Source organism: bacterium, from assembly GCA_013360195.1.
Taxonomy (GTDB): domain Bacteria; phylum Electryoneota; class RPQS01; order RPQS01; family RPQS01; genus JABWCQ01.
Genome location: JABWCQ010000011.1, coordinates 41,563 through 66,946 on the forward strand (window position 1 = coordinate 41,563; position 25,384 = coordinate 66,946).

Here is a 25,384-nt window from a genome sequence, read left to right on the forward strand (position 1 = left end):
ATGAGCAATGTTGAAACGACCACCGACCTCGATCTCGAATTGTCGCAGAAGGTCACGAAACTGCTGGATATGTTCCGCCCGATTTTTCAATCGGAAGGCGGAGACGCGCAATTGATCTCCTTGAAAGAGGGTATCGCGACGGTGTCGATGGGCGGAGGATGCGAAGGCTGCGGCGGCTCACTTTCGGCGATGGAAGGCGGTGTGCGCCGGACTCTGCTTGAAAAAGTCGAGGGTCTGCGCGAAGTTGTCATTGTCTCATAAAGGACTGGTGTCTTGACAAACATACTTGATCGGATTTGGCTGATATTCTCTTCAGTCAAACTCACCATTGTTCTGCTGCTGATTTTCGGCATTGCAATGGCCTACGGAACCTGGATTGAAACCGTATACTCCAATGGTGCGGCGCGAATTCTAATTTACCGCACCTGGTGGTTTGACGTTTTGACCGTTCTGCTCGCACTCAATCTCATCGGCTGCACGCTCAGGCGGGCTCCCTACTATCCTCACCAATATCCGTGGCTGCTCACACACGTTTCCCTGCTCCTGATTATGGCGGCGTCGCTCATTACGAACCGCTTCGGACTGCAAGGACAAATGGTCATTCTGGAGGGTGAAACCGAAAACCGCTTCGGACTGGAGCAGCTGGACTTCGAGAATTGGGAAACCACAATCGGAGAAGAGCGGCAGCTCCCGTTTGGAGTTCACTGTGTGGCTTTTGAACAGGTAATGTATCCCGGCACGGGCATGACCTCCCTGTTCAAATCGCATGTAATTGTGGATGACCCCGGCAATCCCGAAAAGATCGAGTGGGATGTCATTTTGAATCATCCTCTCGTTTACAAAGGCTACAAGATCAGCCAGGCATCGTGGATTGACCTGCCGGACGGCAGACAGGCAACGGTTCTTGGTGTATCCTACGACCCGGGCATTCCCTACATGTATGTCGGGGGAAGCCTGCTTGTACTTTCCATGGCGGGTATTATCTTTCTGAAGCCGTGGCTGAAAAGGAAATTTCCGCCCGCACCGCGCGGACCGATAATGCCGCTTGCTGAAAACACGGAGATGACACAAGAGCTTATGGCCGATTCTCCCACGAACAAAGAGGGAATCCCCGCATGAAGAAGTTCGCATTCCTGATCACGGCTTTGCTTTTCTCGCTGTCGTTTGCACATGCCGAAGACTATGACTGGAAGATCGCCGGTCAAATCGTCGTGCAAGACGGCGGCCGCCTGAAACCACTGGACACGTTCGCACGCGAGCTGGTGTCCGATCTTACTGGCCGTGACAAATATGAAGGCCAGCATCCCGTGGAGACATATTTCCGCTGGATGGCTGACGGCAGCCGCTGGTCGGATATGCCGCTCATCTATTTGCCCAAAGGAGATTTGAGCCGCGAACTCGACCTACCCGGCGGACACGGCAACATGTATTCAATTCAGGAGCTGCATTCCAAACCGCGACTGATGCAGATCGTCATGGAGGCTCAAGAGGCACAGAAGGCGAACGAGAAGCTCACGTTCACACAAAGCAAGGCCAACGAAATCCTGCACAAAGTGAACACGCTGTCGCTCGTGTTCCAGCATGAACTTCCTTCGTTCGTTCCGCCGCAGGAAGGTGATGCCAAGACAAAGGAATGGATGTCCATGCCCGAACTTCTGGCCAAGCTCGAGCGTGACTCGATGAATGCTGTCGGGATTAGTGAAGAAATGTCCGCCTTCGGTCTGGCCTGGGCAGGCATGTTTCATTCCGTGCTTGACAACCGCCCGGATATGTTCAATACTTCAGCGAATCTCTTTGTCGAGACGCAGCATAAACTTCTGGCAAATCAACCTGAGATCGAGGCCCACAATAGCCTTGAAGTGACTTTTAACAGTCTCGCTCCCTTTTTCTGGTCGCGGATTCTACTGCTCGCCGCGGCAGTGCTGTTTGCTCTAAGTTACACGCAGCGATTCGCCAGAATGCGATCATCCGCCCTGATTGGTATGGTCGGCGGATTGATGTTCTTTTCAATCGGGATGATCATGCGCTGGATGATCGGCGGACGCGCACCGTGGTCAAACATGTACGAATCGCTGATGGCTATCGGCTGGTCGCTCGTTATCATCGCACTGATCTACGAACTCGTCCGGAGAGACAAGATTTTCGGCCTGTCCGGTTCGCTGATGGGTGGAATTGTGCTTTGGCTTGCGCATTACGCGAATCTCGACCGCGGCATCAATCCGCTCGTTCCAGCTTTGCAGAGCTACTGGCTCATCTATCACGTCATAACGATTCTGACGAGTTACGCCTGTCTGGCCATTGCCATGGTCATCGGCCATGTTGTCCTTATCGGCGCAGTGAAGTCAAAGGGGCAAATCAGCCCAACACTTGCAAAGATGGCGTCGGCCAATTTGCATGTGATGCAGGTCGGATGCGTCATTCTCATTTTCGGAATTCTGCTCGGCGCGGTTTGGGCGGACTCAAGCTGGGGACGCTTCTGGGGCTGGGATCCGAAAGAAACGTGGGCGTTGATTACGTGGTTCGTCTATATCGCCTTCCTGCACGGTCGCAGCGCGGGATGGTTGAACTGGAAAGGGCTTGCGTTTGTCTCGGTAGCCGCATTTCCTGTTGTGGTGATGACTTATTACGGTGTGAACTTCTACCTTTCCGGACTGCACAGCTACGGCGCCGGTTCCTCGCCGGGTATTCCGTGGGAAGCCTATGCTTACCTCGTTATTGAAGCGATCTTCCTCGGTTGGGTGGCCATGCAGCTGAAAGGAAAGTGGGGCAACATGAACTACAAACAACAGCCGCCTGCGTCACCGGCAACGGCTGTTCCGCGCGCTGCGCAGGAACCCGCAGGAGTCAACTCTTGAGTACTTTCAACGCCGAACTCTATCCTCTTCTTTCGCGTATTGATTCCCCGGCGGAATTGCGCAGGTTGAATGTTGAGGAGCTTGAGATTGTCTGCACCGAACTTCGACGCTATCTGTGGGACACCATCAACGCAGTCGGCGGGCATTTGGCCGCATCGCTCGGTGTCGTTGAACTGACTACCGCCCTCCACTACGTCTACAACACGCCCGAAGACCGGATCGTGTGGGACGTCGGTCATCAGGGTTACATTCATAAGATTCTCACCGGCCGAAGGGACAAGCTTGGCACTATCCGCCGCAAGGGGGGATTGTCAGGCTTTCTGAAACGCAATGAAAGTGAGTTTGATTCGTTTGGAGCCGGCCATGCGTCCACGTCGCTTTCAGCGGCATTCGGGATGGCCGTAGCTCGCGACATCAAAGGCGAAAAACATAGCGTCGTCGCTGTGATTGGTGACGGCGGCATGACCGGCGGACTTGCGTTTGAAGCGCTAAACAACGCCGGACACTCAGGCCGTGACATTACCATCATTCTGAATGACAACAGAATGTCCATCTCGCCGAACGTGGGTGCCGTCCCAAAGTTTCTGGCCAAAATGGAAACCAATCCGCTGCTTGGCAAAATCAAGGACGAGATGTGGGAGATGATGGGTAAGTCTCCGGTCGGCAAGGATACGATGCGCAGCTTTGCCGGACGCTTTGAAGCATCACTGAAGAGCCTCGTCTCGCCGGGAATGCTGTTCGAAGAGTTCGGGTTCCAGTATTTCGGACCATTCGATGGACACAATATCAAGGAGTCCGTCGAAATTCTGAATAACATCAAGAGCCACCACAAACACCCTGTTCTGGTTCATTTCCTGACCAGAAAAGGTAAAGGCTATGATGTAGCAGAAGCGGATTCTGTGACATGGCACGCGGTGAAAGCACCAGCCAAAGTCGAGCCGAAGGTCGAAGCGAAACCCGAGCCGGAAACCGAAGCTTACATGAACATTTTCGGCAAGGCAATGATTCAAGAGGCCAAGCGCGATAAACGCGTATGCGTGATTACCGCGGCGATGAAGGAAGGCACCGGACTTGTCGAGTTTTCGCAGGAATGTCCTGAACAGTTCTTTGACGTAGGCATCGCAGAAGGTCATGCCGTCACGTTTGCCGCGGGATTGGCCGCCGAAGGATTAAAACCTGTCGCCGCTATTTACTCAACTTTCTTGCAGCGTGCCTATGACCATATTTTGCATGATTGCGGCATCCAGCATTTGCCCGTCCTGTTTTGCATGGACAGAGGCGGCCTCGTCGGTGAAGACGGCCCGACACATCATGGCTGTTATGATTTCGGTTATTTGACTACCATTCCCGGTATGGTGGTATGTGCTCCTCGCGACGGACAAGAGCTTCGCAACCTAATCCACACCGGCTTGAATTGGGCTGAAGGGCCCTTCGGCATTCGCTACCCGCGAGATAAGGCTCCCGATCATATTAATTGGGATGAATCACCTGCTCTGCTGAAAGTTGGAAGCTGGGAGATGCTGCGTGAAGGCAAACGAGTTTGTGTCCTTGCCGCAGGAACGATGGTGGAAGCGGCGCGCAAAGTCATTGCTGCCGAAGAGTTCAATGTTACTTTGATCAATGCACGCTTCATCAAGCCTTTTGACGAAGTCCTGTTGTCTCAACTGCTCGACACGCATGAAGCGGTGCTGACGCTGGAAGAAGGCACAGGGTACGGCGGGCTCGGTTCGCAAGTGGCTTTGTATTTGAAGTCCAACGGCCATGAGCATCTGTTCCATGCAATGCATTTGCCGGATAGCTATATCGAACACGGCACGCGTACTCAGCTTCTCGAAATCGCAGGACTGTCACCACGCCATATTTCAGAGGCCATCGCCGGATTAATTCAGGCCGAGTTGCCCGCTTCGATGCTCATGCGCACCGGTCAAACTGAGGACAGCGGAAGATGAGTATGAGAGTCCTGGTTGATCCGCGGGCTGGCTTCTGCGGCGGCGTACGACGCGTTGTCAAGATGGCCGAAAAAGTGATGAGTGACACCGGACTTCCGCTGGTGTCGCTCGGTGACATCATTCACAACGAAGTTGAAATTGCGCGCCTCGAGAAAAGCGGATTGTCTTCCATTGACCATGGCGGAATGGCCGCCGAACAGCGTCCGCAAAAGGTTCTGATTCGTGCACATGGCGAACCACCTGAAACCTACGCCAAGGCAAAGGAACTCGGTGTCGAGTTGATTGACGGGACGTGCCCCGTGGTGACCCGTTCGCAGAATATTGCTCGCAAGCACTATGAAGCGGGCGAACAGGTCGTCATTATCGGCAAACCTTACCATCCCGAAACGATTGGCATCAAGGGTCATTGCGACAACAGGGCGTTCGTGGTTTACGAACGCGAAGACTGTCTGCAACTCGATCCAAATAAGAAAGTCTTCATCCTTGCTCAGACGACCGTTTCGAAAGAGTGGTTTGAAGAGCGGATCGGGTGGATCAGAGATTACGCCCGCGATGTCGAAGTTCAAGTTGAAAACACCCTTTGCCGCTTTGTGGTCGGTCGCGATGGAGATTTGGAGCAATTCGCAACTCAGGTGGATGTTATCATCATGGTTGGCGGCACGAAAAGCTCTAACACAAAGGCTCTCTATGGTGTGTGCAAGCGCATGAACAACCGCGCACACCTCATCGTCGATGAAAACGATCTTGAATATTCGTGGTTCCGTGATGGAGACACGATTGGAGTCACAGGCTCAGCTTCAACACCGCATTGGCTGCTGGAAAAGGTGCGGGATATGATTGGCGAACGCACCGGTGCCGACGTACTCCGCGATACAACCGATTGGGAATCCCTGCAGCAGCAGAGCGAGCTTGAAAAAATGACAAAGGATGATTGCGAGTGTAATTAGCACCTGACCGCCGACTGACGGTTCTTTGAATTGACGAGGTTATACGATGTTTGTATTATTGATGGTATGCTGCTCTTTGAGTATTGTTATGTCAGCTGAACGGCCCAATGTGCCGCGCTCCGCAGTAGTTGATGTTCTGCCGATTGACTTTCGGGCAACATCCAATCCGCTCGATGACAGCGGCCCGAATGTCCGTATGAATCAAGACACAATCGGCAGACGACAAAATGAAATCACGATGGCGTCGTGGATTCAGAACCCGCGTCTGGTCATGGGCGGTTCCAACGACTACCGCAACGGTGATGCGTCCGGGGGATTCTATGTCAGCATTGACGGCGGTTACTCGTTCTATGATGCCCTGGTCACGAGAGGCCCTGCCGGAGTGTTTGAGGCGTCCGGTGATCCGGTTGCGGCAATTGACCGCACGGGGCGACTCTACGCGAATTACATTTCCTTTGACCGTACGACGGATGACGGAGGACTGTATGTCCAATCTTCCGTTGACAGCGGCATAAGCTGGTCAGACCCTGTGCCGATTGCCGAACACATCAATGCGCCGGGTGCGGATTTTGAAGATAAGCCCTATGCCTGCTGTGACTTGTCGCCGGGTTCGCCACATGTGAACTCACATTATGTGTCGTGGACAAGATTCTATGCGGCTGGCGGCTCTCCGATTTTCTTGTCCTACTCGAGGAACGGCGGCGCAAGTTATTCCGCACCCGTCCGTGTTTCCGAGTCGGATGCCTGTCAATTCTCCTGTCCTGCCACCGGACCAAATGGAGAAGTTTATGTGGTCTTCGTGGACTACTGGACCGCTCGCATCAAGGTTGATAAATCACTTGATGGAGGCGTTACATGGGGCACCGATGTTACGGTGTCACAAATTTGGGACTTGTGGGGTCAGGTAAATCCATGCGGAACGTTCCGCACGCCGTCCTACCCTATGATCGCGTGCGACATCTCCGGCGGTCCGCGTCACGGCTGGATCTATGTCTGCTGGGTTACCTTTAACGGCACCGATCCAGATGTGATGCTCAGCAGTTCTGCTGACGGCGGTGCCACATGGAGCGCGCCGGTTCGCGTGGACGACGGCCCTGTCGGAACGTGGCAATGGTGGCAATGGATGAGTGTTCATCCGGAAACAGGTCACTTGGGCATCGGCTGGCTTGATCGCCGCGATGACCCCGCAGGCTGCCTGTATTTGCCTTATGCGACGATTTCAACCGATGGCGGCGTGACGTTTGAACAGAGTTTTCCGCTTTCCTCCGTTCAATCGAATCCGACGGTCACGAATTTTCTGGGTGATTACAATAGTGCAACGTTCAGACATGACGGCGGCTTCTACTACGGCTGGGTGGACACGCGCAACGACACAGGCGATGGATACAGCGCATGGTTTCGTCTTGGACCACCGGCGCCGGAGGGCTTAGTCATTTCGGTTGCGGGTGATGATGCCCGCCTTGACTGGAATCCCGTTGAAGCGGCAAGTTATGAAGTTTACAGCGCGCTAAGTTCTGAAGGCCCATACGCAACTTTTGTCGGCGCTACCGCCGATACCTTCTTGTTAGATATTAGCGCTTTTTCCACAAATGAAGAGAAATTCTACGTGGTGAAAGCTGTAGGAGAATAGTTAGCTTGCAAGCCCTACCCGTACTAACCGACACAACTCCTGCGTCGCCGCGGAAGCCGGAGTGGCTGAAAATCAAAATCGGCCACACCAAGAAATTCCATGGAGTGCGCGAACTGATTCACGGACAAAAACTCTTCACCGTGTGTGAAGAGGCGGCCTGCCCCAATATGGCCGAATGCTGGTCGCGCGGCACGGCAACAATCATGATTATGGGCGATATCTGCACGCGCTCGTGCGGGTTCTGCAATGTCAAGACAGGCAAACCTCTTCCACTCGATAAAGAAGAGCCGCGCCGCGTCGCCGAAGCCCTGCGCGAATTCAATCTGAAATACATCGTTATTACCTCGGTCGATCGGGATGAGCTTGACGATTGCGGAGCCGGACACATTGCTGAAACCATTCGCCTCTGCAAGGAGTTATCTCCATCGACGCGCTTGGAAGTCCTCGTTCCGGATTTCAAGGGTAAGCCTGAGTGCGTAAAGACCGTTTGTGACGCCGGTCCTGCTGTCTATGCGCATAACATGGAAACCGTTGCCCGTTTGCACCTGCAGGTAAGGCCGCAGGCGAAATACTGGCGCAGCCTGGACACGCTTGCCCGCGCAAAACGTCACGGAATGGTAGTCAAGTCCGGCATCATGGTCGGTCTCGGCGAAACTCCGCAGGAGGTCAAGGAGGTCATGCGCGACCTTGTGGACGCCGGTTGTGACCTGCTGACGATCGGACAATACATGCAGCCTTCCCGCCGTCATTTGCCGGTCATCGAATATGTCCACCCTGACCAGTTCCGCGAGTACAAGGAACTGGGGCAGTCGCTGGGACTGAAATATGTCGAAAGCGGTCCTCTCGTGCGTTCGAGCTACAAAGCTGAAACGCAAGAGGAGCTGATGCGAAGCGGTGTACTGGCCGGGGCTTGAACCGTCAGGATTTTTTTCTCGATTACTTAATTCAATTTTCAGATAACGGAGAATCACACCATGATTACACTGTCAGGAACTGCTCACTCCAAGGTCAAGGCCATCATGGAGCAGGAGCAGAAGAGCGATTGGAATCTTCGCATGGGCGTGCGCGGCGGCGGCTGCAGCGGCATGAACTATGTGCTCGGTTTCGATAACCAACTTTCGGAAGACGATCAAGTCTTTGAGCAGGACGGCATCAAGCTGGTTTGCGATATGAAGAGCTACCTGTACCTGAACGGGACCGAAATTGACTACGAAGACGGTCTGAACGGATCGGGTTTCGTATTCAAGAACCCCAATGCCAAGCGCTCCTGCGGTTGCGGGCAGTCCTTCTCAGCCTGATTCAACCTCGGGCGTTGGCAGGTGACCGCACTTGCCTCGCTTGGAACATTATTCGGCGGGCCTTAACCGGCCCGTTTTGACTTTCCATGACCTCCAAGACTTATTGCGACATCCCTGTAACCGAGGAAAACCTTTGGTTTATGGAAAGATACCTGAATGTCTTCGATTTTCTGGAACTTTTTCCACGGGATGCCGTCTCAAAGGCAGACGGCTCTCCAGGTATTCCCATTAAACTTCGGACGGACTTAGGGTTCACAATAGAAACGGATATCGACCGCTCGAAAATGCAGCTTCGTAACCGCTCGAAACTGCATGGCTGGACCCGCTTCACAACTGAACATAACCTGTCCGTCGGAGACACCATACGTATCGAGAAACTTAGTGACCGTGAATTCACTTTGCGGCTCATTCGTCAAGCTTAAATAAACAACATTGGAACTTATCAGATTCCCCCTTGAAGACCTGCTGGATGGAGGCATTGTTCGTGAAAGTGACTATCGCCAGAAGCTGAACTCTATTAATCTGGACGAATACCGGGGCAAACCGGTTATGATTCCCTGGATTCACGGGCAAGAAGTGCCAATTTGGGTCTATCTCATGGCTGTCGCAAAACTGTCCCCAGTGGCAGGTGTTCTTTCGTTCGGCGAGCCGTGCTCTCCAGTCGTCCTCTCACAGACCATGCGGCCTGAAGCTAAGTCGTTATAAAATGAACAACCTAAAACCGATTTTTCTTGACATTCCTTAAGGTTTTTCATATATTTGTATTTTATGAAGTAGGCCATGGCATGTCGGGGACAAATTGGGAATTTAGCTTTAGGATGAACAAAGGTTTGCACTATGGGCGGTAACGAGAGTATTTGGCAGTTGCTGACTGTAGCATCGCCTTTTGCCAAATTCGTCCTGCTGATTCTGGCCATTATGTCCGTGCTTTCGTGGACAGTAATTCTGGACAAAGTTGTCATGTGGATGCGTGTGCGCAAGGACTCAAAGGGCTTTGAAGGCTACAACTGGAAGCACTTCGAGCCGCGCAGTCTGTTTAGCGAGGCACGCCGCTACGGAAGCGCCTTTCCGGCCCGGGCTTACATGTACGCCCATCGCGAACTGTTCGACCGTGGTTTGCCGGATGACCTGGACGGAGAACTGGTCGCTCGTGAATATGCCCGTGCTGCGGCGCATCACCTCAACCGTGCAGAACGATTTCTGCCGTTCCTGGCAACCTGTTCGGCTGCGGCCCCGTTCCTTGGACTGCTCGGAACCGTCTGGGGAATCATCTCCGCTTTTCAGCGAATCGGAATCTGGGGCAATGCCAGCATTGCGGTGGTCGCACCCGGCATTGCAGAGGCACTTGTGGCAACTGCACTCGGACTCTTCGTTGCCATTCCTGCGCTGATTGCCTACAACTTCTTCTCGAATTGGCTGCGCAAAGAGGCGGAGAAAGCCGAAGCGTTCGGGGATGATTTGGCCTTCGCGGTTGACCGTCAATTGCTGAAGCGCACGGCTGTGACCGGCAACCGTTCGGTGGTGAGCTGAAGTGGCCGGCGCCGGAGGATTGCCGCAAGAGCACCGCACCGCAAAGGGCAGAGGAAGACAGCTGACCAAGATCAGCTACAGACCTCTGGCCGATATTAACATCACGGCGCTTGTGGATGTGACGCTCGTGCTGCTGATCATTTTCATGGTTGCGGCTCCAATGCTGAAAAACTCCGTTGATGTTGCCGTACCCCAGGCATCGACGGCAGAGTCGAAAAGCGACGAGGGGATCACGATTACAGTCAAGAAAGACGGCTCGATCCTGATTGACCAGACCAAGGTCGACGAGTCAAGCTTTGATATAGCCTTCGAGCAAACTTATGGAGCGTCCAAGGAACCTGTCTTCCTGCAGGCCGACAAGGAAGTTCCCTACCAAAAAGTTCTCCACGTGATAGATGTGCTGCGGCAGGTAGGAGTCACGGATCTCGGTCTCGTAGCCGACCCGATGCAGTCGCAGACCGGCCGACGGGGATAGTGCTCATGAAGAAGTCGTTTATCGGCTCTCTCGTGCTTCACGCGGCTTTTCTTGTGGTGCTGATCGTTGCAAGCTATGCCAAGACTGAGGTAAAACGGCCGCTGCCGGATGTCACCAATGTCAGACTGATTCGACCCAAACCTGTTCCCGTACAATCCAGCAAGATTGCCGAGGACATCAAGGTCCCGGAAACTCAAAAGCCACTCGAGACTCCCAAGAAGGAGCCGAAGAAAAAGGTCAAGGAAGAGAAAAAGCCCGAGCCTCCGAAAGAAAAAAAAGTTCGTTCGAGTGACCCGGTGCCTAAAGAGCTTGTTGGTGAAGCCGGTACTCTGAAGCTGCAGAATCCCGGTTTCGATTACGACTTCTATCTCGCACTGATTCAGTCCAAGATTGAACGTAATTTTCGCCCGCCGCCCGGCGTAAGAGCTGGAACAATGGCTACTGTTGGATTTGTCATTCTGCGTGATGGAACGGTGTCTTCGATCACGATGGTTCAATCCTCGAAAAATTTGTTAATCGATCAGGCCGCCGAACGCGCGGTGAGGGCTGCGGGAAAATTTCCGCCGCTGCCGCCGCAGTATGATCAGGGTGAATTAGGAATTAATTTTGAATTTGTTGTCAATCCGAGCGCGCGTTCTTAGTCTCTGCATTCTCCTGTCAGCGTGCGCGAGCCTTGCTCAAATTACGCTGCGCACCGAGACTGCTTCCGTTGGCAGACTCGATGTTGTCGTCTATCCCTTTACTGCCGACGGTGATGGCGCCTTTATTGGCGAATTGCCGAGGCAATTGTCAGATTTAATCAAGGGCGACCTGTCCTACTCAGGGTTCTTTAATGTCATCGATCCGTCAGATCTGCCGCCCGACACGACCATTCAAGTCAAGAAGGTCGGAGGAACGTTTGACACGCTGATGACCTTCACAGGTTCAAGTGCGGCCAGAATTCGCGGCACGGTTTCGGTCAAGTGGGATAAGTCGGTGGCTTCGATCGCCATTTTCCAACCACCACTGCGCGACCCGATTCATATTTCCGATTTCACGTTCCAGTCCGACAAGGTGCGTGACGCGGCCCACGAAATTGCGGCCTGGATAACCCGCATGCTGACGGGGGAAGAAGGCTCCTTTCTGACCAGAATTGCGTTTGTCGTCAAGACAGGTCAGAACAAGGACCTCTGGCTCATGGATTGGGATGGTGCCAACGCTCGCAGCCTGACACGTGACCAGACTTTGAACATGTCGCCGACGTGGGCGCCGGATGGAAAAACCATATACTTCACGTCGTTCCGTAACGGTGATGCAGACATCTATCGCTATGATCTCGAGACTGGCAAGGTTCGACCTTTCATTCAGACGCCTCGTACCGACAGCGCGCCGTCGGTTTCTCTCGACGGACAGTGGGTCGCCTATGGGTCGAGCGAATCCGGCAATTTTGAAATCTATCGTATTCGCCCCGACGGTACGCAGAAAACCCAGTTGACTTTTAACGGTCGTGACGACACGTCACCGTCATGGTCGCCGACCGGTCGCGAAATCGTCTTCACGTCCGATCGTTCCGGACAGCCGCACATTTTCATCATGGACTTCGATGGAATCAACGTGCGGAGACTGACTCATTCGGGTGTCTACAACGAAACAGCACGATGGTCTCCCCGCGGCGACTTGATTGCATTCTGCAGCCGTGAAAGCGATGCCTATCCTAAGTTCCAGGTCTTTACGGTACAGCCTTCGGGCGGACGTGAACGAAGGCTGACAGACGGAGGAAACAAGTTCGATTGTTCGTGGTCACCCGATGGAATGAAACTGGTCTTTACATCCACGATTGAAGGCAGGACTTCCATCTGGACGATGAACTGGGATGGCAGCAATGCGCGCCAGCTCACTTTTGGTCTTGAAGCCTCACAACCGCAATGGGGACCCGTGGTTCCCTTTGTTTCACCATAAGAATTCTCTATTTATACTTATTTCCCTCGCAGGAGAGAACATGAAAACGCAGAAACTTGGTTTGCTTACTATTCTCATCATGCTTATTGCAGCGCTGGCTGTTGCCCCCGGCTGCAAGAAGAAGATGCCAAAAGAAACCGCACGGCCTGTTGAGCAGCAGATTGAAGAAGTTGCCCCGACAACCGAAGAGGAAATGACCGGGGACACTCGCAGCGAAATGGAACGTGACCTCGCTCTGATTCAAGTCGTCTATTTTGAGTATGACCGCGCGGAAATCCGCCCCGAAGGTCGAGAGGCAATTCGGAACAACGCCGATATTCTGCGCAAGTGGACGGATTGGACGGTTACGATTGAAGGCCATTGTGACGAACGCGGCACCAACGAGTATAACCTCGCTCTCGGTGAACGCCGTGCCCGCGCCGCACAGCGCGCACTCGAAGCCGAAGGTATCGCCTCTGCACGCATTCGCACGATTAGCTACGGCGAAGAGCGCCCGGCAGACCCCGGTCACACTGAGACCTCGTGGTCACGCAATCGCCGTGCTGAATTTCGTGTCGCTACGAACTAATCATCGTTTGTGAAGAAACTTCACTTTATCTTCCTTGCGCCCGCTTTGTTAGTCGCACTTTCCGGGTGTGCGACCCGAAATGAAATTGTTGGCTTCAAGGAGGATTCGCGCTATATTCGCCAGCGCGTGGACTCGCTCGCGTTCTCACAAATGAGCATCGAGGAGCAGCTCAATCAGCTCTCCAACGACATGCGTGAACTGCGTGCCAACTCAGAATACGGCTCGTCTGATTTGCAGGACCGGGTCGAAACGCTTGCCTCGCGGCTGGACGAAATCCTTGTCCGTCTTGACCGATCGCTCGCTCCCCTGGAGGAATTCCTGCGCGGCCAAGGAGGAAACACCACTACAGGTCCTGAACCCGCAATGGGTGTGGATGTGTATGACGCGGCGATGCAGGATCTTAGTCTCGGAAACTACGACCTCGCAGAAGTGGGCTTCTTGTCCTTTCTGTCGAAGAACCCGCGCTCCGAGTTGGCTGATGATGCGCGTTATGGTTTGGCCGAAACATTCTACGCCCGCAAGTTGTTTGAGGAAGCTGCGGCTGAGTATTCACGTGTGCTCGATATGGACCCCATGGGCTGGAAGGCTCCAGCCGCTATGCTCAAACTTGGACTGTGCTACAGACAGCTCGCAAGACCGCAGGATGCGCGCACCGTTTGGAATCAGCTCCTTCGCGATTTTCCAAATAGTGACGAAGCCAAGGTTGCACAGCAGCGCTTGAACGAGCTTGGCCGGTGATGGGCTGACTCCCATTGAGTTGACTTTCGCCCCGTCTGATTTCAGACGGGGCGACTTATTAGCTATGATTTTCCGACATGACTGAAATTACTCCTGACAAGGCCAACAGCGTTCTGAGAAAGCGCTTCATTGCCATACTGATGCTTGCTCTGATGGGGCTGTTTCTGTATGTCGTCTCTTCGCTGCTGCTTGGTGTTGTCGGAGGGTTTATCCTGTGGGCAATTTCGCGCGGGATGTTTGAAAGATTCCGGAAATGGACCAAAGACAGGTCAACACTTGCCGCCTCGCTCTCCGTGCTTACTTTGCTCGTGCTTGTGATTGGTCCCGTGATCTCGATTCTTTCGCTCATGGTCAATGATGCCGTCAAGCTGACGGGACAGGGTATTGAGTTTTTCAATCATCTCAAGCCGCGAATACAAGAGTTCATCAGCCGCTTCTCAGCCGGCGACAATCCGAGCATCTTCGGATACTCCATTGATATCGACCTGATTGTCAACAAACTGCAGGAATTCTCCGGCACCGCCGCGGAATACCTTGTGACCGCGATGCAAAAGACCGCAGGTGGAGTTGCAAGTGCCTTTCTTCAAGTTTTCGTCATGCTTTACACCTTGTTCTTTCTCTACCTTGACGGTGAGAAATTTGTAGCGTGGCTCAAAAAGCTGTTGCCGCTTGATGACGCTGAAACGGACAAATTGTTCGGCCGTTTCTTTGAAACATCCATCACCTCTCTGAAAGCGCTTGGCGTAATCGGAGTCGTGCAGGGTATTCTGGGCGGAGTTGCGATGTGGATATGCGGTATTCCCTCCCCGTTTTTCTGGACAGTTCTCCTGATATTCGCGACGGTCATTCCGGTCGTTGGTGCACAGATTATTATGCTGCCCGCGGGAATTCTGCTCATTGTATTCGGAAAAGTCGGGTTCGGAATCGGACTGTTGCTATGGAGTTGGATAGTTCTTGCCAACGTGGACAATTTGCTTCGGCCGTACTTGGTGGGTCGTGCCGTTCAACTTCACGAGCTTATCGTGTTTCTTACAACACTGGGCGGCATCGCCGTATTCGGTTTCTGGGGCTTCCTTGTTGGACCGGTGATCGCGTCACTCCTGAGTGTAATGACAGAATTCTATATAGAAAATCAGCACCGCGAGCTTAAAGCTTAAAAAAAAACGCCCGGCAATGACCGGGCGTTTCAATTGTGATTCGCGCACATTTACTCAAACCGTTCCGGGAAAATCGTACCGCCTGATACGATAAGACGAAACGCTTCGTCCGTACTGAGGTCGAGTTTCTTAGTCTCCTTTTCGGCTACAAAGAACAGAAAGCCTGACGTTGGGTTTGGAGTCGTAGGTACAAAAATGTGCAAGTATCGCTCTTCCCCAATCAAAGTGCTTTCTCCTGTCACAAAACCGACGGCCCAGGACGTATCATTCGGAAACTTCGTCGCGACAACGCCGCGAAAGCTCTTCTTGTCTCCGAAAAAGGCTTCAAGAAACTTCCGTACCGATCCGTAAATGTCGCTCACCAGCGGAATTCGATTCAGCAATCTGTCGACAAGTGAAAACAGTCTCTGCCCGAGAACTCGCTGAACAATCAGACCTATCAGTGCAATCAACAGCACCGTGAGCGTGAACGCCACGACATCCGACAGCAATTCGACAAGCTTCGACTTTTCCTCAAGCTGGAGAATCTCAGCAGCTCCGTACTTCACATACGGAGACAGCACGCCGCCAAGCAGTTTGACTATGAGCAGAATGATGTAGCCTGTCAGCCAAATTGGAGCGAGAAAAAACAGTCCTGTCGTAAAGGCGCGGCGAAACCGTTTGGCCTTGGATTCCGGAAGTCTGGTAGGTTCAGTTGTCGACATAGAGAATGCGCCCGTGAAGTTTGTTCACGGGCGCCACGTTTTAGTTACCGGTTACTGGTTCAGCCGGTGTAGGTACAATCTTCCACAAGTACTCTCGTTCGCCCACAAGGCCGTATTGCCGTGCGGCAAGTTCAAGCGCCGCCTCGTCACCGCGCCGGACGGCTTCAAGATATCTGCTTAACTCCGCCTTCTGAAGCTCGCGCGCAGCAATCTCCTGTTGCTGACGATGATAAGTGTCTCTGAGCCGGTTCGCCTCGCGAACTCCGCCTTCGCCAAAGTAAAACCAAACTGAAAAGGCGATAACGGATAAGCCAAGCACCGAGTACCATGACACCTTGCGTATTTTCGCCCAGTTCGCCATTCTACTTACTTCCACATCGCGCCGAAAAAGACCGCTTCGTCGCCCAGGTCGTCTTCAATGCGCAAAAGTTGATTGTATTTTGCCATGCGGTCGGTACGTGACGCGCTTCCGGTCTTTATCATACCACAGCCGCAGGCCACTGCAAGGTCGGCAATCGTCGTGTCTTCCGTCTCGCCGCTGCGATGAGAAACCATCTGCGAATAGGCGTGACGACGTGCCAGGTCTATTGCATCCATCGTTTCAGACAACGTCCCTACTTGATTCACCTTGATGAGAATGGAGTTCGCCACGTTCTGCTGAATTCCCTTGGCCAAAATCGGCACCTGTGTCACGAAGATATCGTCGCCGACCAATTGAATCTGCTTGCCAAGAGTTTTGGTCAAATGTTTCCAGCCGTCCCAGTCGCTTTCCCCCAAACCGTCTTCGATGGAAAGAATCGGATAATCCTTGCACAGCTGCGCATAGTAATCCGTCATTTCGGCAGCGGAAAGCACCTTGCCTTCACACTTCAAGTCATATTTGCCGCTCTTCCGGTCATGAAACTCCGATGCGGCGCAATCCAGCGCAATGGAAATATGCTCGCCCGGCTTGTAACCCGCAGACTCTATCGCCGTCAATATTGCGTCCAGCGCTTCGCGGTGTGACTGCAAATTGGGTGCAAATCCACCCTCGTCGCCGACATTGGTCGAGTGCCCCTTCTTCTTCAGAACTTTCTTCAAGTGATGAAATGTTTCCACGCCCGCCCGTAATGCCTCGTTGAACTGCGAAAAACCGCGCGGAACAATCATAAACTCCTGAAAATCGAGCGGATTGTCAGCATGAGCTCCGCCGTTGATGACATTCATGAACGGTACCGGAAGAATCTTCGCACTCACACCGCCCAGATACATATAGAGCGGCAAGTTCACCGAATCAGCCGCCGCGCGAGCATTCGCCAGACTGACCGCTAGTATTGCGTTTGCACCAAGCTTCTCTTTGTTCGGAGTCCCGTCCAATTCAATCAAAGCCGCATCCACTTCCTGCTGGTAAATGGCGTCCATCCCGATCAGCTCTTCGGCTATCTTGTCATTTACCTTGGCAACAGCATCGAGCACGCCCTTGCCGAGGTAACGATTCTCGTCTCCATCCCGCAACTCAAGCGCCTCACGTTCACCTGTAGAAGCGCCGGAAGGGACAATCGCCCGGCCAAACGAGCCGTCTTCGAGTGCAATTTCCACTTCAACTGTCGGATTGCCGCGCGAATCCAAAACTTCGCGCGCATAAATACTGGATATCTCAGACATGTTCTTTATTTTTGTAAAATAATAGGGTAACCTGAATATACGAAGGCTGAACCGAAGGTGCAACCGCCAAACTTACTCAACCCCTACAGCGACGGGTCGTCAACCTCCTCGGCCGGCTCACTTGTATGGTCCCCTCCCAAAATTGAGTCGTGAATCTCCAAGGCCCGTGTATAGTACTCCTCCGGAACCTGTATCCGCCACGCCTTTCCGAGCGTCTCTGTTCCTGTCACCACCCCCAGTCCACCACTTGCCAAATCCGTCTTGACGATGTTCGGAATCTCCTCATTGTCAAGTACTTCCGTTACCATGGCCACCCAAACACCCCCTCCAAGCGGCGGCAGCGACTTCCAATTTGTATAAGACTTGACTTGGTCGCTCATTGCTCTCCCCTTTCTGATTCATCCGCCGATCGGAAATAGAAAAACCTTTCCATCAGCCGTTGATAGTCCGAAAACTCCTGCATATCCGGCGTCTTCGCCCTTACTTGTTCAAAGGCGTTAACCCGACTGTCAAGCTCATCGAGGTAGTGCAACACCAGCGCCTCCAGCGTCATCGGCTTCACAGGCGAGCCCTTATCCCCGTCTCCCTGATGCGACAATATCAGATGCAGCAACTGCTTGCGCATTTCTGCCGGAAAATTCTCTATCGCTCTAATCTTCTCTTCCACCAGCAGAGTACCCACTGTGATGTGCCCAAGCAGCCTGCCATCGCTTGTGTAATCAAGCGCGGGTTCAAACGTCAACTCGACCACCTTGCCGATATCGTGAAGCAGTGTTCCGGTAATCAGCAAATCACGGTGCAACTGCGGATAATGTTCCGCCATTTGTCCGGCCAGTTTCACCATGGACAGCGTATGCTCGACAAGGCCTCCCACTGTTGAATGATGCCAGTTCTTGCCGCCCGGCGTCTCCAGAAACTTGCTCCTCAACTCGTGGTCGTCAAACACCAAATGCAGAAGCCTGTTCAACGATTCGTCTTTGACCGAATCAATCTGTTCGTTGAGCAGTTCGCTCGCCCGGTTCGGAGAAAGAGCCGAGTGAGGCAGAAAACTTCTCTTATCAGGAACTTCCTGCTCGCTCGCCTTGCGAATCTGTGACAGAGTGAGGCTTGGAGTCTTCATGTAGAAATCAACCCTGCCATCCACATAGACTGCATCGCCGGCCCGCAGCGACCCAAGCGCATCACTGAAATTATCCCACTGCTTGGCCTCAATTTTCCCGCTTGCGTCCGCGAGCTCGACTACAAGAAATGGCTCGCCGTTCTTCTTGTTGCGAGTCTCGATCTTGGTCAGCAAGTAGAAACCCTGCACCTGATCGTTGGCCGAGTATTCACGAACTGCTTTCAGGTCCGGGGTTGTCGCAAGCGTCACGGCCATCTCAGTCGCACTCCGCTAGTCGCCTGCTTATCTCATCCAAGTCTTCCTGTGGTCTTCCCGATTCCCGCGCCAGCATGGTGGCGATCAACAGCTCATATTTCGCCATACCACGTTTGTTCGACGCTTCGAGCGGATCCACGGCAGACAGATTCTCCGCCCATTTCAGAAAGACCATTGCCAAACCATAATGCGCCCAACCAACTCGAAACTCCTTCGTGTCGCCGGTCATCATCTCCCACTCTTCCCATGCCGCAAGCGCCGCTTGCGCCTTCTCCTGAGCCTCCTCGAAATTATGCAGCTCGGCCAGAGTTCCGGCCAGATTGTTGCTGCTTGTCGCTTGTGCACGAATTCTCGTAACCGGCTCTGTTATCTGTGCCGCAACTTCGAGACTTTCCCGCAGTACGCGCTCCGATTCCGTCCAATCCATCAGATAGTAGCAGTCCACGTCTATGCTGATAAGACAGTCGTGCTCTTCCTCGGCAGAGCCGTAGTGCTGCGCCAATTCCAGAGCGGCATAGTGCCTTTTTCTCGACTCCTCATATCCCCCTCGTTTGCGCTCGATATAACCGAGCTTGCGTTCGATCCGCGAAAGCAATCGTCCTGATTCCGCTGCTCCCGAAATCTCTTTGCATTTCGCCGCCGCCTGTTGCAGCACCGTCTCCGCCTCGTTCAAATTCCCCTGTCCAATCCGTGCCAGACCCGACAGATAGCCGTGCCATGCAAAGTCCGATGGAGTCTTCAAATCCACCCGCAACAAAACGAGCGCTTCATCGAAGCGCTCATCGTCAATCGCCTCCTGAGCTCGCTGCGCCCAGGGTTGTCCTTGCAGAACTCCTTCAGGCCGCTGAGCCAGCACAGTCGTCGTTAGAATCAATAGCAATCCCCAAATTTTCATTGAGAATGTGGTACGGAGGATTACATGCGGTAACTTAGCGTCAGCAGAGTCTGCGAACTGCGAATATCTTCCTTCAAGCCCGTGGTCACTTCTTCGGTGTACGAGGCCGTACGCCACGTCGCGTCCAACATCACAGACCGGTCAATCAGAACGCCAAATCCAAGCGAAAGAACTCCCTTGTCGGCATCTTCACCTGCGTCCTTGAAATTCGACGGCTCAATACTGTATCCCAGTCTGCCCCGGAGTCCGTACGCCGGAAACAGATACTCTCCGCCCAGCGATATTCGAGTTGTGCTCTCATACCGTTCCCGAATCTGGCGGTTCCCCTCGGCGCGCGTCACTCCTTCATACGGCGTGTCCCCGCGAAACTCAAGCGACTTCCAGTCACGATACTCAATATCGCCCGCCAACATCCACCGGCCCGGCGCAACACTTGCTCCCATCCGCCAAATCCAAGGATACGACATTTTGTAATCGAAATAACCGTCGTCTCCGTCAATCACCCATTCCTCGTTCAAACTCATGGAAAACGGTGTTGATGTCGCAACTCCGATTCGAACCATTCTTCCCGGACGATAAAGTCCGCCCAGATTGAAATTCCAGCCGCCCAAGTCCGTGAAAATGGACTGTTCTGTCTGAACGGTCGAATTGTATTGTCCAAGTAATGAGTAATCGCTTGAACCCGTCCAATAGTTGATTCCAGCGCCAACCGACAAATTCGGCGAAATGTCGACGGCTGTCGCAAAGGACCACTGGCCCAGCTTGCCGCTCTCTACTTCATCGAAATTGTCCCAATCCTGCCCGGCCTGACCGCTCTCGACCTGAGTCCGGCGTTCAAAATCCGTTACCTGCGAGTAACCAAAGGCAAAACTCAAAGCACCCTGATAAACAGGCACGGGAAAAACCACACCGATGTTGTTCAGCCGCATCGCGTCTGTTGAGCCTTCACGATTCAAGCCAAAATAACTCGACTCGTTCGAAAATCCAGTTCGCAATAGCGTGCCCTGTACTTCAATGCGTTTCACCTGCGCCAAACCCGCAGGATTCCACCATATCGCCGAAAAGTCATCTGCGATTCCCGTATATGTGCCGCCCAAGCCAAGCGCGCGAGCGCCCGAGCCAAGCTGCTGACCTCCGGTCAGCAAGAGACGTTCCGGTATTTCATCCTGTGCAAAAACCAAACTTGCGACAAGAAGCTGTGCGAGAAGTATGTATCGTGTCATTGTCTTTTCTTATCGTCTCCGCTTGCCGTTGCGCTTCTGCGAATTATCCTGCGCAGGCTGCGGATTCTTCACTTCCGGTGTTACCGGCTGAACTGCCGGAGGAGTAGGATTTGCCGGCGGATTATAGGTGGCTCCGCCCCCTGTCGCGCCGCCGCCGTTATATATCGGCGGGGGGCTTACATCGCTTGAACGGCGACCCGGGCGCTGTGACGGCGGTTCACCCGGCTTTCCCGGACTTCCACCCCACCATGGGCGATTGTGATACCAGTCATGCCACCACGGACGGCCGTAGTAATCGTAATAGCCGTAGTAGCCCCAATAATAGTTAGGCGAAAACCGGTTGAAATCAAATCCCCACCGCGTGTAACCGCGCGGACGTCCCCAGTAAGACCAGTTGTCATAGTAATACGGATCATAATTCGGATAGACATCCACCGTTTCCGGCTTCGTCAGCGTCGTATCTATCGCCGTCGAATCGTATCGGTTGTAAAGCGAATTCTCCGAAAACGGTCCCTGATCTTCCATCCCGGGACGGTAAAGTTTCGTGTAACAACCCGTGGACAAGACCAATAGCCCAAGAGTTGTAAACAAAATTAAAATGCGGGTCTTCATAGCATCCTCTTCTATTGCGGGACGGCCCCGACAAACATCACATTGCCGTCCGTACGGTCAAGCTTCAAAAACAAATACGCGTAAGTCTCGGCATGACAAACTTCCTGCTGCGGCTGCTCCCGCAACGAGATAACCGTCACGTCCTCATGCCGTGTCACCGCCTCCACGCGCTCCGCGTAATCTACACAGCCGAATCCTTCAAGCCCCCAGAATATCGCCACCACCATGCTCGAATCAAAATCCACATACGGAGGCGCGAATACACATCCGTTGCTGCATTCGGGATGGGCAGCCCAAAAATTCTCCCATCGCTGCCATGAACGAAACACCTGAGTGTGCGGCTCATCCACCTGCAGCAAGGTCGATGTCAAAACCGTTTCATAGGAAATCTGCTCCGGCGCGCTTGCGCCCTCCTCACGGTCACAGGAGGCAAGCAGCATTGCAGTAGCCAATATCGCCAACAGCTTGGACATCATACCTTTCCTACTTCTTCTCCATCAGTATCGTCATGATTGCCTTCTGAGCGTGCAGTCGGTTTTCCGCCTGATCGAACACAACGCTATGCGGGCCATCCATAACTCCGTCCGTTATCTCCTTGCCACGTTCAGCAGGCAGGCAGTGCAGAACTATGCAATTCCTGTCCGCATGCGAAACCAACTGCTCGTTCAATTGAAAAGCTCGCAGCTTGCGCGCCTTGTCGTCCGCCTGGTCTTTCTGCCCCATCGAAGCCCAAACATCCGTGTACAGCACATGAGATCCTTTGACCGCCCGCACCGGATCATGTTCAACAATCACTCGTGAATTGCCCAGCTTATTCGCCGCATCCACAAGCTTCATGTCCGGCAGCGTATCTTCTGCAGTGCCGATGACCAGCTCGAAATTCAGCCGTTGAGCAAGCTCTATCCAACTATTCGTGATGTTGTTCCCGTCACCCACATAGGTAATCCGGAAATCGTCAAATCGGCCAAGCTTCTCATACACCGTCTGAATGTCCGCCATGATCTGACAGGGATGCGAGTAATCCGTCAATCCGTTGATGACCGGAATATCCGCGTGCTTCGCCAACTCTTCCACATCCCTGTGGCTGAATGTGCGAATCATAATGCCGCCCAGATAGCGCGACAGCACCTGAGCCGCGTCGGAAATCGTCTCGCGCTTGCCAAGCTCAATCTCCTTCTCGGTAATATACAAAGCGTGCCCGCCCAGCTCGGCAATCCCGACTTCAAACGAAATGCGCGTCCGCAAACTCGCTTTGTGGAAAATCAGCCCCCAAACTTGCCCTTCAAGCGGCCGAACTTCCTCGTGGCGATTCCTCCGCTCCTTTAACTCGCGGGCAAGTGCTAATGTTTCAATAACCTCGTCACGGCTGAAGTCGGTGACGGCCAAAAAATCGCGATGATTTCGCATGTACATATCTGATTTAAGAGTTTCTGTGTTAATTCCGGCAGTTCCGAAGCTAATTACTTCAGGAACATCAGTTTCTGTGTCCCGACAAAGTGCCCTTTCGCCGACATCCGGACAAAATAAATTCCCGATGTCAACTGCGTCCCGCCATTCGTAACCCCGTTCCACCGCAGTTCATACCTTCCCGGTGAAGGAGGCATTTCCGTGCTCGACCAAACCATTTGACCCAGTACATTGTGTATCGAAAACTCCACCGGTCCTGAGGCCGGTGCATCGTACGCAATCGTTGTTGTCGGATTAAACGGATTCGGATAGACCTTGGATAGTGCGTACTCCGTCGGGAACGGACTCGGATTGCGCGGCGAAGACAAATCCACTCCCCCCATCACCTGGATGTTGTCAAAATGGATTCCCAGGTCGCCCAGCACGTTATCCGTCTTCAAACGAAAGCGAACATACACATTCGTGTTTCCGGCCCACGGACTCAGGTCACACCACACCCGGTTCCACGGCTTCTCCAAGTCGCTGAAACCGCGCACCTCTTGCCAGTCCGTCCCGTTCACCGATGCGTCCACAAAGAAACTGTCACCCGGCATATCCAGCCTGCCGCGATAATCAAATCGCAAATGAAATGCGTTCCCGCTTGTCAGATTGAGTGAATTGTTATACGTGAAGGTCGCGTTTAAGTTGTTCCCGTAGTTTTCGCGGTATCCCGGCCCGTTCGTGTGCACGCAGATCCCGTAGTTCAGAGATGTCGTGTCCACCGTCTGCCGCCATGCACCGCCTGCCGCCGTCCAATTGCCGATTCCCTGTTCAAAATCCTCACTGAACAAAACCGTTCCCGTCGGCACAGTAAACGTCACCGTCGTATCGTTGTTATGATAAAAATGGAACGTTCTCGCGATTAAGTTCTGATTCAGCGGCTCCACACGGAAATGAACGACTCCCTCTGGTTTTGAAAGTTCGATCATGCCAACATCGTACCGGTAGCGTTGCGGATAGCCGTTGTCAACCAGCACGTCCGCTGAAACTGCCTGACTGGATTCGTTCACCACATTGAAATTCAAACCGTACCACGGCAGCGGTTCAAGTTCCAACGTCGTCGTCACCGTTGTCCCGCCCGGGTTGACAGTGACCGTGTTTGTGTCGTTGCGGAATCCTTCCTTGCGCGCCATCACTTGTATCGTCCCCGGCGGCGGCAGAATCGTCGCGCTGCCGTGCTCCTCGTTCGTATACCACGGATTCAAAATTGCCGACCACGAATTCAAAATCCGGTATTCCGCCGAGATTGGTGCTCCCGTCAGACTGTTCCGTGTATGAATCTTCACCGGCGAACCCTGATTCTGCATGTCATTCCCGTTCGGGAAATTTATCAATCGCCGCGCCAGCCACTCCATTGGAGGTATCAGCGTCTGTGCCAATCCCGGTAAGTTCGGTGCCGGTGCCAAAGAGTCACAGGTCGGCTGTATGTCAATCCGTGGACTCGTCTCCGTCAAAATCTGAATCGTCCCCAAATTCCGGTAAAACCAATCGTGCAGCGCGCCATTGCGCGTCGCTCCGATGACTTCAAGATAGGGCTGCGTCCCCGGATGTTTAATCGTCTTACCAATGTAACCGCGGTTCACGATCCCGATTGCCGTGCAGTCCGGTGCAAACTTCGCATTCCCGTCAAGTCCCCACTGCCAAGCGACAATACACCGCTCCGACACATTCCCCGAACGCGAAGAGTGCCACACAATCGAAACCGTCGGTTTTATCCTCAATGCTAAATCTCTCACCGCCCGCGATTCCGGTTCCGAGAACGGTCCCGGCCCGCGAAAATAGTCAAATGGCTCCACGTTCTCGCGCACAAACAGCGTGTCGCCGTATATCCAATTGATATCCCAGTTACGGTTCAAATCCACTCCGCATGAATCCTCGCCCATGCCTTGCACGACAATGCAGGAATCCAAATGAAGTTCCGGCGGTACATAACCGTTCTTTCGCCAATAATTGTCGAGTCCCAGAGAGATGACCTCCAACCCGTCCGGATTCATCGTCGGCACAACATAAACCTGCGTCTGATTCCGAATCGTCCGGTACGGCTCCTGATTCGTCACCAGCTTCTGCATGAACCGAAGCGTCGCCTCCATACCCGCCACCTCTTCGGCATGGATATGAGCGATAATGAGATTCACCGGCTCGTCCTCGAACGTTGCTACATTGTCTGAGATCTTCACCGAGTAAAGCGGAAACTGATGGCCAAGCATCTCCCCGCGGGAATGACCGATCGAGTCCACCTGAACAAACTGCGGAAAATCTGACTGCAAATCAAAAATGAACTCATAGAGTTCATCAAGCGTGTGATAACACGAGTCCAAGCCTTGCGCATACACGCCGCTTGATAAAACGAGCACACTTAGAATACAAAAGATGCTGCGCATGATGCGGGTCCTCATGTGT

The 25,384-nt window shown here is 53.3% G+C and carries 28 protein-coding genes; 17 read left to right on the forward strand and 11 right to left on the reverse strand.

The features are described from left to right. The 17 genes from HUU59_09190 to HUU59_09270 all read left to right on the forward strand — a co-directional run bounded on the left by HUU59_09190 (nucleotide 1) and on the right by HUU59_09270 (nucleotide 15,085). Nucleotides 1–261, forward strand: a complete 261-nt coding sequence (locus HUU59_09190) for a NifU family protein (GenBank protein ID NUO19607.1) — start codon at nucleotides 1–3, stop codon at nucleotides 259–261. Nucleotides 262–273: 12 nt separating this feature from the next. Then, nucleotides 274–1,119 (forward strand): cytochrome c biogenesis protein ResB, encoded by an 846-nt coding sequence (locus tag HUU59_09195; GenBank protein ID NUO19608.1) that lies wholly within the window; start codon nucleotides 274–276, stop codon nucleotides 1,117–1,119. Further along, nucleotides 1,116–2,855, forward strand: a complete 1,740-nt coding sequence (ccsA, locus tag HUU59_09200) for a cytochrome c biogenesis protein CcsA (GenBank protein ID NUO19609.1) — start codon at nucleotides 1,116–1,118, stop codon at nucleotides 2,853–2,855. The genes HUU59_09195 and ccsA overlap by 4 nt, the downstream gene beginning before the upstream one ends. Beyond that, the gene (locus HUU59_09205) at nucleotides 2,852–4,804 is read left to right on the forward strand and encodes a 1-deoxy-D-xylulose-5-phosphate synthase (GenBank protein NUO19610.1); all 1,953 of its coding nucleotides are present in this window, start codon (nucleotides 2,852–2,854) and stop codon (nucleotides 4,802–4,804) included. Before ccsA ends, HUU59_09205 begins: the two co-directional genes overlap by 4 nt. Next, complete coding sequence (locus HUU59_09210; GenBank protein ID NUO19611.1) at nucleotides 4,801–5,751, forward strand: 4-hydroxy-3-methylbut-2-enyl diphosphate reductase; 951 nt, start codon at nucleotides 4,801–4,803, stop codon at nucleotides 5,749–5,751. The genes HUU59_09205 and HUU59_09210 overlap by 4 nt, the downstream gene beginning before the upstream one ends. 88 nt (nucleotides 5,752–5,839) lie before the next feature. Beyond that, a complete protein-coding gene (locus HUU59_09215; GenBank protein ID NUO19612.1) occupies nucleotides 5,840–7,381 on the forward strand; it encodes an exo-alpha-sialidase in 1,542 nt (513 codons plus the stop codon). A 5-nt stretch (nucleotides 7,382–7,386) separates the two neighbouring features. Then, nucleotides 7,387–8,295: a lipoyl synthase gene (gene lipA / locus HUU59_09220; protein NUO19613.1), complete on the forward strand. Its 909-nt coding sequence runs from the start codon at nucleotides 7,387–7,389 to the stop codon at nucleotides 8,293–8,295. A 60-nt stretch (nucleotides 8,296–8,355) separates the two neighbouring features. Then, nucleotides 8,356–8,679 carry an iron-sulfur cluster insertion protein ErpA gene (erpA, locus tag HUU59_09225; GenBank protein NUO19614.1) on the forward strand — a complete coding sequence of 108 codons (324 nt, stop codon included), beginning with the start codon at nucleotides 8,356–8,358 and terminating at the stop codon, nucleotides 8,677–8,679. Nucleotides 8,680–8,765: 86 nt separating this feature from the next. Next, complete coding sequence (locus HUU59_09230; GenBank protein NUO19615.1) at nucleotides 8,766–9,101, forward strand: hypothetical protein; 336 nt, start codon at nucleotides 8,766–8,768, stop codon at nucleotides 9,099–9,101. A 10-nt stretch (nucleotides 9,102–9,111) separates the two neighbouring features. Further along, on the forward strand, nucleotides 9,112–9,384 hold the full coding sequence (locus HUU59_09235; protein ID NUO19616.1) for a DUF2480 family protein: 273 nt from the start codon (nucleotides 9,112–9,114) through the stop codon (nucleotides 9,382–9,384). A gap of 132 nt (nucleotides 9,385–9,516) precedes the next feature. Beyond that, nucleotides 9,517–10,209, forward strand: coding sequence for a MotA/TolQ/ExbB proton channel family protein (locus HUU59_09240; GenBank protein ID NUO19617.1), 693 nt, complete (start codon nucleotides 9,517–9,519; stop codon nucleotides 10,207–10,209). 1 nt (nucleotide 10,210) lies between these two features. After that, on the forward strand, nucleotides 10,211–10,684 hold the full coding sequence (locus tag HUU59_09245; protein NUO19618.1) for an ExbD/TolR family protein: 474 nt from the start codon (nucleotides 10,211–10,213) through the stop codon (nucleotides 10,682–10,684). A 5-nt stretch (nucleotides 10,685–10,689) separates the two neighbouring features. Continuing rightward, the gene (locus tag HUU59_09250) at nucleotides 10,690–11,325 is read left to right on the forward strand and encodes a TonB family protein (protein NUO19619.1); all 636 of its coding nucleotides are present in this window, start codon (nucleotides 10,690–10,692) and stop codon (nucleotides 11,323–11,325) included. Then, the gene (locus HUU59_09255) at nucleotides 11,291–12,622 is read left to right on the forward strand and encodes a PD40 domain-containing protein (protein NUO19620.1); all 1,332 of its coding nucleotides are present in this window, start codon (nucleotides 11,291–11,293) and stop codon (nucleotides 12,620–12,622) included. The genes HUU59_09250 and HUU59_09255 overlap by 35 nt, the downstream gene beginning before the upstream one ends. 40 nt (nucleotides 12,623–12,662) lie before the next feature. Beyond that, the gene (gene pal, locus HUU59_09260) at nucleotides 12,663–13,190 is read left to right on the forward strand and encodes a peptidoglycan-associated lipoprotein Pal (GenBank protein ID NUO19621.1); all 528 of its coding nucleotides are present in this window, start codon (nucleotides 12,663–12,665) and stop codon (nucleotides 13,188–13,190) included. A gap of 9 nt (nucleotides 13,191–13,199) precedes the next feature. Continuing rightward, nucleotides 13,200–13,928, forward strand: coding sequence for a tol-pal system protein YbgF (ybgF, locus tag HUU59_09265; protein NUO19622.1), 729 nt, complete (start codon nucleotides 13,200–13,202; stop codon nucleotides 13,926–13,928). A 77-nt stretch (nucleotides 13,929–14,005) separates the two neighbouring features. Further along, nucleotides 14,006–15,085 (forward strand): AI-2E family transporter, encoded by a 1,080-nt coding sequence (locus tag HUU59_09270; GenBank protein ID NUO19623.1) that lies wholly within the window; start codon nucleotides 14,006–14,008, stop codon nucleotides 15,083–15,085. Nucleotides 15,086–15,135: 50 nt separating this feature from the next. Here the strand turns inward: HUU59_09270 and HUU59_09275 are convergent, their stop codons facing one another. The 11 genes from HUU59_09275 to HUU59_09325 all read right to left on the reverse strand — a co-directional run bounded on the left by HUU59_09275 (nucleotide 15,136) and on the right by HUU59_09325 (nucleotide 25,365). Continuing rightward, nucleotides 15,136–15,789, reverse strand: a complete 654-nt coding sequence (locus HUU59_09275) for a DUF502 domain-containing protein (GenBank protein ID NUO19624.1) — start codon at nucleotides 15,787–15,789, stop codon at nucleotides 15,136–15,138. Between the two features lie 40 nt (nucleotides 15,790–15,829). Continuing rightward, on the reverse strand, nucleotides 15,830–16,150 hold the full coding sequence (locus HUU59_09280; protein NUO19625.1) for a septum formation initiator family protein: 321 nt from the start codon (nucleotides 16,148–16,150) through the stop codon (nucleotides 15,830–15,832). Between the two features lie 5 nt (nucleotides 16,151–16,155). Beyond that, the gene (gene eno / locus HUU59_09285) at nucleotides 16,156–17,433 is read right to left on the reverse strand and encodes a phosphopyruvate hydratase (GenBank protein NUO19626.1); all 1,278 of its coding nucleotides are present in this window, start codon (nucleotides 17,431–17,433) and stop codon (nucleotides 16,156–16,158) included. Between the two features lie 83 nt (nucleotides 17,434–17,516). Beyond that, nucleotides 17,517–17,813 (reverse strand): hypothetical protein, encoded by a 297-nt coding sequence (locus HUU59_09290; GenBank protein NUO19627.1) that lies wholly within the window; start codon nucleotides 17,811–17,813, stop codon nucleotides 17,517–17,519. Then, on the reverse strand, nucleotides 17,810–18,808 hold the full coding sequence (locus HUU59_09295) for an HD domain-containing protein (protein NUO19628.1): 999 nt from the start codon (nucleotides 18,806–18,808) through the stop codon (nucleotides 17,810–17,812). Before HUU59_09295 ends, HUU59_09290 begins: the two co-directional genes overlap by 4 nt. Before the next feature lies 1 nt (nucleotide 18,809). Continuing rightward, a complete protein-coding gene (locus HUU59_09300) occupies nucleotides 18,810–19,703 on the reverse strand; it encodes a hypothetical protein (GenBank protein NUO19629.1) in 894 nt (297 codons plus the stop codon). 20 nt (nucleotides 19,704–19,723) lie between these two features. Continuing rightward, nucleotides 19,724–20,926 (reverse strand): outer membrane protein transport protein, encoded by a 1,203-nt coding sequence (locus tag HUU59_09305; protein ID NUO19630.1) that lies wholly within the window; start codon nucleotides 20,924–20,926, stop codon nucleotides 19,724–19,726. A 9-nt stretch (nucleotides 20,927–20,935) separates the two neighbouring features. Beyond that, nucleotides 20,936–21,538 (reverse strand): hypothetical protein, encoded by a 603-nt coding sequence (locus tag HUU59_09310; protein NUO19631.1) that lies wholly within the window; start codon nucleotides 21,536–21,538, stop codon nucleotides 20,936–20,938. Nucleotides 21,539–21,549: 11 nt separating this feature from the next. Next, nucleotides 21,550–22,011, reverse strand: coding sequence for a hypothetical protein (locus HUU59_09315; protein NUO19632.1), 462 nt, complete (start codon nucleotides 22,009–22,011; stop codon nucleotides 21,550–21,552). A gap of 10 nt (nucleotides 22,012–22,021) precedes the next feature. Next, nucleotides 22,022–22,945: an ornithine carbamoyltransferase gene (gene argF / locus HUU59_09320; protein NUO19633.1), complete on the reverse strand. Its 924-nt coding sequence runs from the start codon at nucleotides 22,943–22,945 to the stop codon at nucleotides 22,022–22,024. A 53-nt stretch (nucleotides 22,946–22,998) separates the two neighbouring features. Continuing rightward, nucleotides 22,999–25,365: a T9SS type A sorting domain-containing protein gene (locus HUU59_09325; protein NUO19634.1), complete on the reverse strand. Its 2,367-nt coding sequence runs from the start codon at nucleotides 25,363–25,365 to the stop codon at nucleotides 22,999–23,001. Nucleotides 25,366–25,384 lie beyond the last annotated feature (19 nt).